Here is a 14,710-nt window from a genome sequence, read left to right on the forward strand (position 1 = left end):
GTTCATTGGAATAATATTCAATGTAAATGGGATAAAAAGAGGTAAAAGAGGAAACATAATTATAGTAATTTAAATAATAGGAGTATATTATGAACAAATATAATTTAAGAGATTTTATATTAATCACTTTTGGTGTATTTCTTGTAGCAGTATCGGTAGTATACTTTTTTCAACCTAATAACATTGCTGCAGGAGGCTTAAGTGGTATAGCAATAATAATTAATAATTTCGTTCCAGAAATACCTATAGGACTATTGGTATTAATGATGGATTGTATTTTATATATAGTTGCTTTTTTGGTGATAGGAAGTAAATTTGGTGGAAAGAGCATTTATGCTAGTCTTACTTTGTCAGGATTTATGTGGCTTTTAGAAAAAGTATTTCCTTATGAAGCAACTAATGATCTTATGTTAGCAACTATCTTAGGAACAATAATTTCTGCATCAGGCTTAGCAATTGTATTTAACTGCAATGCATCTACAGGTGGGACTGATATTTTGGCAAAGATATTACATAAATTTTTACATTTTAATATAGGAAAATCACTGTTGATAGTGGATTTTATAGTTACATTAGCAGGAGCAATGACCTTTGGAGTACAAAAGGGATTATATGCAGTATTAGCAGTAATAATCAGTGGCTTTGCTATAGATAAAGCCATTGCTGGTTTTAATATTTGTAATGAAGTTACAATAATAAGCAAGGAAAGTAAAAAAATAAGTGAATTTATTTTAAATGATTTAGAAAGAGGTTGCACTTTTATTAATGGTATAGGAGGATTTACTGAAAAGCAAACTACTATACTTTACACTGTTATAGGTAGAAGTGAATTTATTAAGCTTAAGAGATATATTAGCCAAATAGATAAGAGTGCTTTTATAACTGTCAGTGAAGTAGCTGAAGTTATGGGAGAAGGCTTTAAAGAAATTAATGGAGAATAATTAAAGGTTAGGGTGGTACAAATGAAAAAAATAAGGGAGTATGCATTAACAACATTAGGAATAGTATTAACAGCAATTGGACTGGAATATTTCTTATTTCCAAATGATATAGCAGCTGGTGGGGTTTCAGGTATAGCTCTTGTAATTAATGGAATTACAGGTTGGAATATAAGTATAATGGTATTCATATTAAATATTATTTTATTTATTGTAGCTTTTGTGGTTTTAGGAAAAGGATTTGGTGGAAAAAGTCTGTATGCTACTGTGATACTTTCTGTAGTTATGGAAATAATTGAGAAAGTGTTTAACCCTGTAATGTTAACAGAAAACATGTTTTTAGCTAGCTTTTTTGGTTCAGCACTTTTAGCAATGGGATCAGCAATAGTATTTCATCAAGGTGCATCAACAGGAGGAACCAGTATATTGGCAGCTATAATAAGCAAATTCACACCTTTAGGTGTTGGAACAGCATTATTATTAAATGATTCAATTATATGTCTTTTAGCAATTAATGTTTTCGGTATAGATAAGGGACTATTTGGTTTCTTTAGTTTAATATTAATAGGACTTCTTATTGATAAGTTTATTGATGGGTTTAATACATGTAAGCAAGTGTTTATCATCACTAGCAAAGCTGATATGGTAGTTAACTTTATAAATAAAGATATAAATAGAGGGTGTACAGTGTTAAATGGAAAAGGCGGATATACTTATAGTGAAGTAAATATTGTTTATACTGTGCTTAGTAATAATCAATTTATTACATTAAAGAACTTTATTAAGGAAAATAATCCAGAAGCATTCATTACAGTAAATGACTCAAAAGAGGTGTTAGGATTAGGGTTTAATGATAATTACTAAAAAATTGGATAATGATAAATAATTAGGTACATTGTTGGTCAATAGGATTTTATGTGATATAATCAATTTAGAGTTTTTGAGAAAAGAATGATACGAGGTGTTTTAATGATAGAATTTAATAATGTATCCAAGATATATAACAACAATGTAAAAGCGTTATCAGATGTAAGTGTTAAAATAAATTCAGGAGATTTTGTATTTTTAGTTGGACCTTCAGGGTCAGGAAAGTCAACTTTTATAAAAATGCTATTAAAAGAAATTGAACCTACAATGGGAAATATAACTGTTGCAGATAGGAATTTATCAGAAATAAAAAGAAATCAAGTTCCATATTACAGAAGAAAGATAGGTATGGTGTTTCAAGATTTCAGACTTATACCAACATTAAATGTTTATGAAAATGTTGCTTTTGCCATGAGAGTTGTGGAAGCATCTCAAAAGGAAATAAGAAAGAGAGTACCAATGGTTTTATCTCTTGTTGGATTATCTCATAAATATAAAATGTTCCCTAATGAATTATCAGGGGGAGAGCAACAGAGAGTATCATTGGCTAGGGCTATAGTGAATAATCCATCTGTACTTATAGCTGATGAGCCTACTGGTAATCTAGATCCAGATACAGCAAAAGAAATTATGGAATTATTAGAAGATATAAATAAATCTGGTACAACAATAGTTATGGCTACTCACGCTAAGGATATAGTTGATAATATGAAGAAGAGAGTTATAGCTATAGAAAAAGGTTCTATAGTAAGAGATGATAGAAAGGGGATGTACGAAAATGAAAATTAATACAATAAATTATTTTATAGTAGATGCCCTGAAAAGTATAAAACGTAATATAACAGTTAGTTTTGCTGCAATGTTAACTGTATTAGTAACATTTTTTGTATTAGGTACATTTACTTTAGTTGGTTTAAATTTTAATAAGACTATAGAAGATGTAGCTGATAAGATAGAAATAAAAGTTTATTTACAAGATGATATAAAGCTTGTAAATCAAAGGGAAGTAGAAATTAAATTATCGGAGCAGGATGGAGTAAAAGCAGTAACTTATGAATCAAAAGATGAAGCCTTTACAAAACTTAAGAAGGATTTAGAAGGAAATAGTGGTATGCTTGAAGGATATAGCCTTGAAAATAATCCATTAGCAAGTTCATATATCGTTACTCTAGAAGATGCATCATATGCAAGTAATGTAACTAAAGCAGTAGAAGATATGACAGGTGTGGAATCTGTTACTAATCAACAAGAATTAATTGAAAAAATAAGCAGAGTAGTTGATTTTGTACAAATATTAGGAGTAATATTATTCTTTGTATTTATTGGAGTATCAATATTCTTAATAATGAATACAATCAAATTAGCTGTATATTCAAGAAGAAGAGAAGTAGGAATAATGAAGTTTGTTGGAGCAACAGATTGGTTTATAAGATGGCCATTTGTTATTGAAGGTATAATCATTGGAGCCATTGGTTCATTGCTTGCAACAGCAGTAATATACTTTATCTATAGAGGTGTATTTGGATTTATAGCAAGTAACCTTTTAATAGCTAACTTAGTTCCAGTATCATTTGTATTAACAACTTTATTAGGAGGATTCTTATTAGGTGGAATAGTAGTTGGAGCTATTGGAAGTATAGCTGCACTAAGAAAATTCTTAGTTGTATAAAAACTAAATATTGAAAAATAAATTAATAAGGAGCTGTATGATATTTATGGCTCCTTATTTTTATTAAAAAATAAAAAAATATAGATAAATAAAAAAGAAGCTTAACATTTATTTAAATTAATATTATTATTATATAAGATATAGATATAAAAAGCATAAAGCTATTGAACATACATTGAAAGGAAGTAGGACAATGGAAAATTTTAAGAGAGAGGAAAAAGAGAGTAGGAAAGATAAATTTAAATGGTTAAAGGTTGCTGCCATAGCTGTATTATTTGTAGGAACAGGAATTGGAATGTTTTATGGAGGTAATATTGCAGCAACTAAAGGATTTATTTTAACTGGAGTTCCTGAAAAAGCTGCTGGGGACTTAGGAAAGATAAGTGATGCAAATAAATATAGTGACTTATTTGAACTTAGAAGCCTGCTTATGGCAAAATATGATGGAGACATAGATGATACTGTACTTTTAGAAGGTGCTATGAAAGGAATGGCATCTGCTTTAGGTGATCCATATACTGTTTATATGAATTCAGATGAATATAAGAATTTTATAGAATCAAATAATAATTTTTATGGAATAGGAGCACAAATTGGTGTAAGAGATGAAAAGGTGGTAATAATATCACCAATTGAAGGTTCACCAGCTGATAGAGCGGGAATAAAGGCAGGAGATGTAATTTTACAAGTTGATGATTATGAAGTTACTGATGCCAATAGTGAAGAGGTAGTATCAAGAGTTAGAGGAGAAAAAGGTGTTTCAGTAAAGTTAATTATAAAAAGAGGAGAAGAGACTTTACAATTTGACATAGTAAGAGAAGAAATTCAAAGTGAATCAGTAAAAGGTGAAATATTAGAAGGTAATATTGGGTATATTCAAATTACTACTTTTAGTGATGAAGATGTAAGTGTTAAATTTACAGAAAAGCTCAATGAATTAAAAGAAAGTGGAATGGAAAGATTAATATTAGACCTTAGAGGAAATCCAGGAGGATATTTAGATAAATGTGTTGAGATAGCATCTAACTTTATTCCAAAAGGAGAGATGATTACTTATACCATAGATAAATATGATAATAAGCAAGTTTCTTTATCTCAAGGTGGAAATACAATTGGTATGCCATTAGTGGTATTGGTAAATAGTGGAAGTGCCAGTGCATCAGAAGTTGTTACAGGAGCATTAAAAGATAATAATGTAGCAACAGTTATAGGAACTACAACATTTGGAAAAGGTATAGTTCAACAGCTTATTCCTTTTGTACAAAGTGACGGAGATACTGGAGCTATTAAAGTAACAACATCAAAGTATTATTGTCCTAATGGAGAAAATATTCATGGTAAAGGTATTGAGCCAGATATTAATGTAGAATTAAGCGAAGAAGTGTTAAGTCAAGAGTATAGTAGGGACATTGATACACAATTACAAAAAGCATTAGAGGTAATAAGACAAAAATAGTAACTTAGGAGGCTACAAATGGAGCTGATAACATATAGTCTAAGAACTGTAGCAAAAGCAATAATTGAACCAACATATTTACTAATGCTTATAGTATTTGGAATAATATTTTATTTAAAAAATAAAAAGACTGCAATTATACAACAAATGACAATAGGAGAAGTAATTGATACTCCCCTAGAATTAACATTATCACAAATAGTGATAGGTATATTAGCAGGAACAATAGGAAGTGTTATATTAGCTATATTAGGTATTAGTTTTGGCAATAATTCAGGTATAGAATTTATTTTTATAACATCAATAGTACTATTGAGCATAAGGCCTAAGCTTGTATGCTTTGCTTATTCTGGAGCATTACTTGGAGCAGTGAGTATGATATTAAATATAATATTAAATAGCATTGGTATGAAGTCATATATCAATGTAAATATACTTTCATTAACTAGTTTTATAGCGGTTTTACATATTATGGAGGGCATCATTGTAATGGTAGATGGAAGTAGAGGTTCAATTCCAGTATTCAGTAATAGGGAAAACAAAATAGTTGGTGGATTTTCATTTAATAGATACTGGGCTATACCCATAGCTGTGATGATAATGATTAGTGGAGAGTCTTCAGGAACAGGAATAATTTCAGCACCAACATATAGTTGGTGGCCTATTATTAAAGATTTTAATTTAACAGCAATTTTAGCTACAGCATCTTTAATGTTTGCTCCTTTTTATGGTGTAATAGGTTATAGTTCTGTTACCTTTACTAAAAGAAAAAAGGAAAAAGTACTAGGAGCAGGGATAGGAATATTATTATATGGAATATCATTACTTATTGTTTCACAATTATGTAGTATTGGATTAGTTGGAGAAATAATAGCATTAGTTTATATGCCATTAGCACATGAGTTATTGATTAAATTTGAAAGAATGAAAGAAAAAAATGGAGAATACTTATATGTAAGTGGTGAGGATGGTATATCAATACTTGAAGTAGCACCTAATTCTGTGGCTTTTGAAGCAGGAATTAGAAGAGGTGATAAAATTTTAGCTGTAAATGGTGAAGCTGCAACTTCAGAGGTAGATATATTAAATGCTGTTAAAGAAGCTAAGTCTACTTTACCTATTAAAATAAAAAGTAGATACGGTAAGATAAATGATTATATATTACAATTAGGGAATAGAAGGTTGGGAGTATTATTAGTTCCTCGTATGATAAAAGATGAAAGTAGAATTGATATAAGCAGTGATGAATTTAAAAGAATATTAGAGCAATTAAAAATCAAAAAATAGTGATTGCATTTGCAATTGCTATTTTTTTATAGCTTAAATTTAGATGTTAATAAATTTTACAAAATGTTAATAATAAGTAGAATAGATATATAGTATTAATTATGACGGAGTTGATAAAAAAATGAATAAATTTAAGATACATTCAAAATTTAAACCAATGGGGGATCAACCTAAAGCCATTGATTCACTAACAGGTGGAATAGAAGAAGGACGAGAATTTCAAACACTATTAGGGGTTACTGGTTCAGGAAAAACCTATACCATGGCCAATATTATCGAAAGGGTTCAAAAACCAACTATAGTATTAGCACATAATAAAACTTTAGCAGCTCAATTATGTTCTGAATTTAAAGAATTCTTTCCAAACAATATAGTTGAATATTTTGTATCATATTATGACTACTATCAACCAGAAGCTTATGTGGCTTCCACTGATACATTTATAGAAAAAGATGCATCTATAAATGATGAGATAGATAAGCTTAGACATGCTGCTACATCAGCGTTATTAGAAAGAAGAGATGTAATTATTGTTGCATCAGTTTCTTGTATATATGGATTAGGTAATCCAGAAGAATATAAAAAGCTTACAATATCTTTAAGACCAGGAATGGAAAAAGATAGAGATGAAATTATAAGAAAGCTTATAGATATTCAATATGAAAGAAATGATATAGACTTTTCTAGAGGTACATTTAGAGTAAGAGGTGATTCTTTAGATATAGTTCCATCATCATCATCTAATAATGGAATAAGAATAGAATTCTTTGGTGATGAAATTGATAGAATAAGAGAATTTGATGTGTTAACAGGGAAGATAATTGGAGATAGAAAGCATGTATCAATAACTCCAGCATCTCACTTTGCTGCATCACAAGAAACAATAGATAAAGCAATTAATGTAATAGAATATGAATTAGAGGAAAGATTAAAAGAGCTTACATCACAAGATAAACTTGTGGAAGCTCAAAGGTTAAGACAAAGAACAAACTATGATATTGAAATGATTAAGGAAATGGGATATTGTAGTGGTATAGAAAATTATTCTAGAATTCTTGATGGAAGAGCGCCAGGAACGCCACCACAAACATTGTTAGATTATTTCCCAGATGATTACTTAATGTTTATTGATGAAAGCCACGTTACATTACCACAAGTTAGGGCAATGTATGCTGGAGATAAATCAAGAAAAGATAACTTAGTAGAGTATGGATTTAGACTTCCATCAGCTTATGATAATAGGCCATTACAGTTTAAAGAATTTGAGAATAAGATTAATCAAGTTATTTTTGTTTCTGCTACACCAGGCCAATATGAGGTAGATCATTCAACTAATATAGCAGAGCAAATAATACGTCCAACTGGACTTATAGATCCTGAAATAGAAATAAGACCTGTAAATGGTCAAATTGATGATTTATATGAAAGTATCTTAGAAACTACTAAGAGAGGATTTAGGACATTGGTTACTACATTAACTAAAAAGATGGCAGAAGATTTAACTAAGTATCTTACTGATATTGATGTGAAGACAACATATATGCATTCTGATATAGATACAATTGAGAGAATGGAAATAATTAGAGACCTAAGACTTGGTAAGTATGATGTGCTTGTGGGAATTAACCTTTTAAGAGAAGGGCTTGATATACCAGAAGTTGCTTTAGTGGCAATTTTAGATGCTGATAAAGAAGGATTCTTAAGATCAGAGACATCTATGATACAAACAATAGGTAGAGCAGCTAGAAATGCTGAGAGTAAGGTTGTTATGTATGCTGATAGCATAACTGGATCTATGGATAGAGCCATTAAGGAAACAGAAAGAAGAAGAAAGATTCAAATGGATTATAATAAGGAGCATGGAATAATACCTAAGACCATTAAAAAGGATGTAAGAGACGTTATTGGAAGTATAATGGTTACAGAAGAATCTGAAACTTATGAAGTTGATAGCACAGGATTATCTGAAAATGATAAGGCTAAATTAATAAAGGAATATACTGATGAAATGAAAGATGCTGCTAAGAATCTTCAATTTGAAAGAGCTGCAGAACTTAGAGATATGATTAAAAAACTTGAAGAATAGATAGTTGATTTTCTTAGGGTGTAAAACAATTTAAGATGTAGTTATGCTGAAATAAATATAATTGACAATAAAAAATAACAATTCTAAAATAGTAATAAAGAATGTCTGTTCGAGATTAAATGTAGAATAATATGATAAAAATAATAAAAAGAATTAATTTATATAAATTGAATGGCGATAAATAAGGGAAGAGGTGGACTTTATGAAAGATAAAATAGTAGTAAAAGGTGCAAGAGTACATAACTTAAAGAATGTTTCCTTGGAAATACCAAGAGATAAGCTAATAGTTTTTACAGGACTTTCTGGTTCAGGAAAATCATCCTTAGCATTTGATACTTTGTATGCAGAAGGACAAAGAAGATATGTTGAATCTTTATCATCATATGCAAGACAATTCTTAGGGCAAATGAATAAACCAGATGTTGATAATATAGAAGGATTATCACCAGCAATTTCAATAGATCAAAAAACCACAAGTAAAAATCCAAGATCTACTGTGGGTACAATAACAGAAGTATATGATTACTTAAGGTTATTATACGCTAGAGTAGGTATTCCACATTGTCCAAAGTGTGGTAAAGAAATTACTCAGCAATCTGTGGATCAAATTGTGGATAATGTCATGAAACTTGGGGAAAAAACTAAGGTTCAAGTTTTAGCTCCAGTGATTAGAGGAAAAAAAGGTATGCATGAAAAGGTCCTTGAAAATATAAGAAAGCAAGGATTTGTTAGAGTAAGGATAGATGGTGAAATCTATGAAATAGCTGAAGAAGAAATTAGCTTAGAAAAAAATATTAAGCATAATATAGAAGCAGTTGTAGATAGACTTGTTATTAAAGAAGGAATAGAAAGTAGATTAGCTGAATCTATCGAAACAGCTTTAAAAATGGCTGAAGGATTAGTAGTCATAAATGTAGTAGGACAGGAAGATATTCTATTTAGCGAACACTTTGCTTGTCCTGATTGTGGTGTAAGTATAGATGAATTAGCACCTAGGTTATTTTCATTTAATTCACCATGGGGAAAATGTGAGAAATGTGATGGACTTGGAACACTAATGGAATTTGATCCAGACTTAATTATTCCTGATAAAAGTTTAAGCATTATGGAAGGTGCTATAGCAACTTGGGGTGAAGGAAGATTAAAGGAAGATTCATGGACATTTGCCATATTAAAAGCATTAAGTGTAGAATATGACCTTGATTTAAATAAACCTATTAAGGAGTTTTCGAAAGAAGAATTAAATCTTTTATTGTATGGAACACAAGGTAAAACTTTGACTGTTAAATACAAAAAAGATGGTTCATTAAACACTTATAGATATGCTTATGATGGTGAAATAAATACATTAGATAGAAGATATAGAGAAACTAACTCCGATGTTATTAAAACTGAAATAGAACAATATATGAGTGATAGTTATTGTCCAAGATGTAAAGGAGCACGTCTTAAAAAGGAAGCATTAGCAGTAACTATTGGAGGCATAAACATTTATGATTTCACAAAGATGCCAATTAAAGATGAATTAGAGTTTGTAAATTCTTTAGAGTTTTCTGAAAAAGATAGAGTAATAAGTGACCAAATCATTAAGGAGATAAAGAATAGACTAGAATTCCTTGTTAATGTTGGGCTTGATTATCTTAATCTTTCAAGAAATTCAGGAACACTATCAGGAGGAGAGTCTCAAAGAATTAGGTTAGCAACACAAATTGGTTCAGCACTTATGGGGGTACTATATATACTAGATGAGCCAAGTATAGGTCTTCATCAAAGAGATAATGATAAGTTGATTCAAACTCTTAAAAATTTAAGGGATGTAGGAAATACAGTTATAGTAGTTGAACATGATGAAGATACTATGAGGGAGGCTGACTTTATAGTAGATATAGGTCCAAGAGCAGGTGAACATGGTGGACAGATAATAGCAGCAGGAACAGTGGAAGAGATAATGGCTTGTAAGGAGTCTATAACTGGACAATACTTAACAGGTGAAAAGAAGGTTGAACTACCAGCTGAAAGAAGGAGCGGCAATGGTAAGTTTATTAAGATAAAAGGTGCCAAAGAAAATAACCTTAAGAATGTTAATGTAGATATTCCACTAGGGACATTAACAATGGTTACTGGTGTATCTGGTTCTGGAAAGAGTACTTTAATTAATCAAATACTTTATAAAGGATTAAATAAGCTTGTTAATAAGAGCAAGAATCCAGTTGGAGCACATAGAGAAATATTAGGTTATGAAAATATAGATAAGATTATTGATATAGATCAAAGTCCAATTGGTAGAACCCCAAGATCAAATCCAGCAACATACACAGGAACATTTGATATTATCAGAGAATTATTTGCTCAAACAACAGAAGCTAAAATGAGAGGGTATAAGCCAGGTCGATTTAGTTTTAATGTAAAAGGTGGAAGATGTGAAGCTTGTTCAGGTGATGGAATAATTAAAATAGAAATGCAGTTTTTATCTGATGTTTATGTTCCATGTGAAGTATGTAAAGGCAAAAGATATAATAGGGAAACTTTAGAAGTTAAATATAAAGGGAAAAATATAGATGATATATTAAATATGACTGTAGAGGAAGCCTTAGAATTTTTTGAAAATATTCCACGAATTAAGAATAAAATTCAAACATTATATGATGTTGGTTTAGGATATATAAGATTAGGACAGCCATCAACACAATTATCAGGTGGGGAAGCTCAAAGAATAAAGCTTGCTTATGAATTATCTAAGAGAAGCACAGGAAAAACTTTATATATTTTAGATGAACCAACTACTGGACTTCATGTAGATGATGTAAATAGACTAGTACATATTGTTCAAAGGCTTGTAGATGGAGGAAATACTGTAGTAGTTATTGAGCATAATTTAGATATGATAAAATGTGCAGATTATATAATAGATTTAGGTCCAGAAGGTGGAGATAAGGGCGGCACTATAGTGGCTAAAGGAAAACCAGAGGAAATAGTAAAAGTGGAGGATTCATACACTGGAAAATATCTTAAAAAGTTATTAAGATAATAATAGGTGGGTTGTTATTTTTTCCAATAACTATTAATATTAGATTGAAGAACAGTAGATAGAGGTGAAGAAATGAGTATTAGCAAGATAATGGCCTTTGTATTTGGGATAGCCTTTATTGTATTTTTATATGGTATAATATATTATTCATTAAAAATAATGTACAAGGATGTAAAGACTGGTGGTAAGAAGAAAAGTAATCCAGCAGCAAGAAAATATGCAGTGGAAGTAGTTAATCCAGGGGCTAGTGAAGATTTGGAAGAGGGTTCTGTGATTTTAGTCAGAACAGAGTTAACAATAGGTAGAAGAGAAGATAATTTAATAGTTTTATCAGAGCCATTTGCATCTGGTTATCATGCTAAGTTATATGTTAAAAATAATAATCTTTATATTCAAGATTTAAATAGTACCAATGGTGTATATGTAAATGAAGAAAGAATAAAAGATAAAGTAAAATTAACAGCTGATGATGAAATAAAAATAGGAAGTGCTATTTTTAAGGTACTAAAACCAGGAAAGCAATAGAGGTGGTTAAAGGCATGAAAGGATTTAAGCAGGAAAAGAAATTATTAAGAATGATTTATTTACTATGCTTACTGCTTTTTATTTATCTAGGCTTTCAATCAAAGCCATTCGATACTCTTGCAATAGTTATGGGAGTAGTTCTATGTTTTTTAATAGGCTATTCCCACTTTGTCATTAGAAGGTATTATCCTGATGGTGATAAATTTATTTTAAATTTTGCAAGTATTTTAGCAGTAGTAAGTATAGCTATGCTTTATAGAATTGATAAGTCAACTTCTGTAAAGCAGTTAGTATGGGTTACTCTTGGAGTAATAGGTTATATATTAGTAGTAGCCATTATACCGGAAATGAGCAAGTTTGCTAAATATAAGAAAGTTTATATGATTGCAACCATAGTACTTATGCCTATGGCATTTTTATATGCAAAAATAACTGGAGCATCAGCTATTGGTGGGGCTTATAACTGGATAAGCATAGGTAAATTTATGATTCAACCTTCAGAGTTTGGGAAAATAACATTAGTATTATACTTGGCAGCAGCTTTTTCTGAATATGAGGATAATGGAAGTATTAAAGATGATGTAAAACAACTTATAGTACCAGCATTAGTAGCTGGGTTTTCCCTTATATTTTTAGTTGCACAAGCAGATTTAGGTTCAGCACTTATATTTTTTGGAATAATTATAAGTCTTCTTTATGTGGCAACTTCTAAAAAGCTATATGTAGCATTAAGTTTAGGTGGTGCTACAGTAGGAGCCATATTAGGGTATAATCTTTTTGCCCATGTAAGGGAAAGAGTTATGATTTGGAGAAATCCATGGGAATATGCTTCTGGTGCAGGATACCAATTAGTACAATCTTTATATGCTATTTCTTCAGGTGGACTTATAGGAAGTGGACTTGGGCAAGGATATGTAGAGTATATTCCTGTTAATGATTCAGATTTTATATATGCAGCAATATGTGAAGAGTTTGGTGTAATATTTGCAGTAGGATTAATGATAATATACTTTTTGTTGTTTTTTAGAGGGATTAGATCAGCATATGTTACTAATGATAAGTTTTCACAGTTAGCTGTTGTAGGTTTTAGTACTATGATAGCATGTCAAACATTAGTAATTATAGGTGGTATTTTTGGAGTAATTCCGTTAACTGGTATTACACTACCGATATTAAGTTATGGTGGTTCATCAGTGCTTACCATATTCTTTGCTTTAGGAATATTACAAAAGGTATCAGAGGAGGCGTAAGAATATGGATGAAAATAAATTAGCTAAAAGTGTACAACATGTAATGGTTGTGTTCTTATTTTTATTTATTGCATTAATATCATATATAGCATATTTTCAACTGTTTAGAGGACCTAAAATAGCTGAAGATTCAGGAAATGTAAGAATTATAGCAGCAAAAAATGAAGTTATTAGAGGGACTATTTATGATAGAAATGGTACAGCTTTAACTGAAACTACTAAGGTGAATGATTTGACTCAAGATAGAAAATATCTTTATGGTGAGTTATTAGTGCATCCATTGGGATATTATGATCAAATATATGGAATATCAGGTCTTGAGTCAGAATATGATAATGAATTAAGTAAAAGTAGCTTTATAGGAAATAGTTATAGAACATTTTTAAATAGTATGGATTTTACTGGTTTATTTAATGATATAAAAGATGATTTAATAAATGAAAAGAAATTAAATTTATCAGAAAACTTTAAAACTTTTGTAGATAAGATAAAAGTTAAAAATGAAAAGAATTTTTGTATAGTTACTACTTTAGATTTGGAATTACAAAAGGTAGCTAGTGATGCTTTAGGAGATAATAAAGGGTCAGTAGTAGCAATAAATCCTAAAACAGGTGAGATATTAGCTATGGTTTCAAAGCCGTCTTTTGATCCTAATAATCTAGAGGTAGCATTGCAGTCAGCTTATAGTGGAAGTGCTGATGATAGTCCTCTCATTAATAGAGCAATAGATGGATTATATCCACCAGGATCAGTATTTAAAACTGTTACTTTATCAAGTGCTTTGGAAAACATGTCAGGAGTAGCTAATAGGACATTTAATGATCAAGGAAAAATAACATTTGATGATGGAACTACTTTAAATAATTATGCATATCAATCACATGGAGCCATTGATTTAAGATATGCCTATAGAGTATCAAGTAATGTTGTTTTTGGAACATTAGCTATGGAATTAGGTAATAGTACTTTAAAACAAACAGCAGAAAACTATGGATTTAATTCAGTTATTAGTGGACCAGGATTAACTATAACAGCAAGTCAGTTCCCAAAACTAGAGAGTTACGCTCAAGGTGAAATAGCACAAAGTGGTATTGGCCAAGGGGGAGTTTTATCTACACCAATTCAAATGGCCTTAGTGGCAGCAACAGTTGCCAATGATGGAGTGATGATGCAACCTAGATTAGTAAATTCTATTTTAGATAGTGCAGGTAATACTGTTAAAACAATGGAAAATACTGAATTAAAACAAGTAATTTCAAGTGATATAGCTTCAACTATAAAAAGTTATATGAAATATTTAGTAGACAATAATCTTTATAGATGGCCAGCTTTTAAAGGAACAAATGCTGGTGGAAAAACAGGTACAGCAGATTATAAATTATCAGATGGAACAGATGCAGTTCCTCATGCATGGTTTATTTCAGCAGCACCAATGGATGACCCACAAATAGCAGTGGCTGTTATTGTGGAAAATGGTGAAAGTGGAGCAGTAATTTCAGCTGAAATAGCCAGTTATGTAGTAAGAAAAGCAGTACTTGGATATTAATACAGAAGAGGGAGCTCTTCTAAAAAAAGGAGCTTATAGCTCCTTTTTTTAATTAGAA

11 protein-coding genes are annotated in these 14,710 nt (G+C 30.4%); all 11 read left to right on the plus strand.

The features are described 5' to 3' along the window. Positions 1 to 89 precede the first annotated feature (89 nt). The 11 genes from BHW04_RS06105 (at position 90) to BHW04_RS06155 (ending at position 14,652) form a co-directional block, all read left to right on the plus strand. Positions 90 to 941: a YitT family protein gene (locus tag BHW04_RS06105; protein ID WP_022212105.1), complete on the plus strand. Its 852-nt coding sequence runs from the start codon at positions 90 to 92 to the stop codon at positions 939 to 941. Between the two features lie 21 nt (positions 942 to 962). Further along, positions 963 to 1,802 (plus strand): YitT family protein, encoded by an 840-nt coding sequence (locus BHW04_RS06110; protein ID WP_022212104.1) that lies wholly within the window; start codon positions 963 to 965, stop codon positions 1,800 to 1,802. A gap of 105 nt (positions 1,803 to 1,907) precedes the next feature. After that, a complete protein-coding gene (gene ftsE / locus BHW04_RS06115) occupies positions 1,908 to 2,594 on the plus strand; it encodes a cell division ATP-binding protein FtsE (RefSeq protein ID WP_022212103.1) in 687 nt (228 codons plus the stop codon). Beyond that, entirely contained in the window at positions 2,584 to 3,474 is an 891-nt protein-coding gene (gene ftsX / locus BHW04_RS06120) for a permease-like cell division protein FtsX (RefSeq protein WP_302699198.1), read from the plus strand. The genes ftsE and ftsX overlap by 11 nt, the downstream gene beginning before the upstream one ends. 193 nt (positions 3,475 to 3,667) lie before the next feature. Continuing rightward, complete coding sequence (locus BHW04_RS06125; protein WP_302699199.1) at positions 3,668 to 4,930, plus strand: S41 family peptidase; 1,263 nt, start codon at positions 3,668 to 3,670, stop codon at positions 4,928 to 4,930. Positions 4,931 to 4,948: 18 nt separating this feature from the next. Continuing rightward, positions 4,949 to 6,217 (plus strand): PDZ domain-containing protein, encoded by a 1,269-nt coding sequence (locus BHW04_RS06130; RefSeq protein ID WP_022212100.1) that lies wholly within the window; start codon positions 4,949 to 4,951, stop codon positions 6,215 to 6,217. Between the two features lie 121 nt (positions 6,218 to 6,338). Then, a complete protein-coding gene (gene uvrB / locus BHW04_RS06135) occupies positions 6,339 to 8,303 on the plus strand; it encodes an excinuclease ABC subunit UvrB (RefSeq protein ID WP_302699200.1) in 1,965 nt (654 codons plus the stop codon). 202 nt (positions 8,304 to 8,505) lie between these two features. Beyond that, positions 8,506 to 11,331, plus strand: coding sequence for an excinuclease ABC subunit UvrA (uvrA, locus tag BHW04_RS06140; protein WP_302699201.1), 2,826 nt, complete (start codon positions 8,506 to 8,508; stop codon positions 11,329 to 11,331). A gap of 72 nt (positions 11,332 to 11,403) precedes the next feature. After that, positions 11,404 to 11,856, plus strand: coding sequence for an FHA domain-containing protein (locus tag BHW04_RS06145; protein WP_302654499.1), 453 nt, complete (start codon positions 11,404 to 11,406; stop codon positions 11,854 to 11,856). A 14-nt stretch (positions 11,857 to 11,870) separates the two neighbouring features. Continuing rightward, the gene (locus BHW04_RS06150; protein WP_302699202.1) at positions 11,871 to 13,106 is read left to right on the plus strand and encodes an FtsW/RodA/SpoVE family cell cycle protein; all 1,236 of its coding nucleotides are present in this window, start codon (positions 11,871 to 11,873) and stop codon (positions 13,104 to 13,106) included. A 4-nt stretch (positions 13,107 to 13,110) separates the two neighbouring features. Then, positions 13,111 to 14,652 (plus strand): peptidoglycan D,D-transpeptidase FtsI family protein, encoded by a 1,542-nt coding sequence (locus BHW04_RS06155; protein ID WP_302699203.1) that lies wholly within the window; start codon positions 13,111 to 13,113, stop codon positions 14,650 to 14,652. Positions 14,653 to 14,710: the final 58 nt, after the last annotated feature.

The organism is Clostridium sp. 29_15, from assembly GCF_001916075.1.
Classification (GTDB): domain Bacteria; phylum Bacillota; class Clostridia; order Clostridiales; family Clostridiaceae; genus Clostridium; species Clostridium lentum.

Coding starts and splice junctions, on each gene's coding strand:
- BHW04_RS06105 (WP_022212105.1), top strand. CDS start 90: ATGAACAAATATAATTTAAGAGATTTTATATTAATCACTTTTGGTGTA.
- BHW04_RS06110 (WP_022212104.1), top strand. CDS start 963: ATGAAAAAAATAAGGGAGTATGCATTAACAACATTAGGAATAGTATTA.
- ftsE (WP_022212103.1), top strand. CDS start 1,908: ATGATAGAATTTAATAATGTATCCAAGATATATAACAACAATGTAAAA.
- ftsX (WP_302699198.1), top strand. CDS start 2,584: ATGAAAATTAATACAATAAATTATTTTATAGTAGATGCCCTGAAAAGT.
- BHW04_RS06125 (WP_302699199.1), top strand. CDS start 3,668: ATGGAAAATTTTAAGAGAGAGGAAAAAGAGAGTAGGAAAGATAAATTT.
- BHW04_RS06130 (WP_022212100.1), top strand. CDS start 4,949: ATGGAGCTGATAACATATAGTCTAAGAACTGTAGCAAAAGCAATAATT.
- uvrB (WP_302699200.1), top strand. CDS start 6,339: ATGAATAAATTTAAGATACATTCAAAATTTAAACCAATGGGGGATCAA.
- uvrA (WP_302699201.1), top strand. CDS start 8,506: ATGAAAGATAAAATAGTAGTAAAAGGTGCAAGAGTACATAACTTAAAG.
- BHW04_RS06145 (WP_302654499.1), top strand. CDS start 11,404: ATGAGTATTAGCAAGATAATGGCCTTTGTATTTGGGATAGCCTTTATT.
- BHW04_RS06150 (WP_302699202.1), top strand. CDS start 11,871: ATGAAAGGATTTAAGCAGGAAAAGAAATTATTAAGAATGATTTATTTA.
- BHW04_RS06155 (WP_302699203.1), top strand. CDS start 13,111: ATGGATGAAAATAAATTAGCTAAAAGTGTACAACATGTAATGGTTGTG.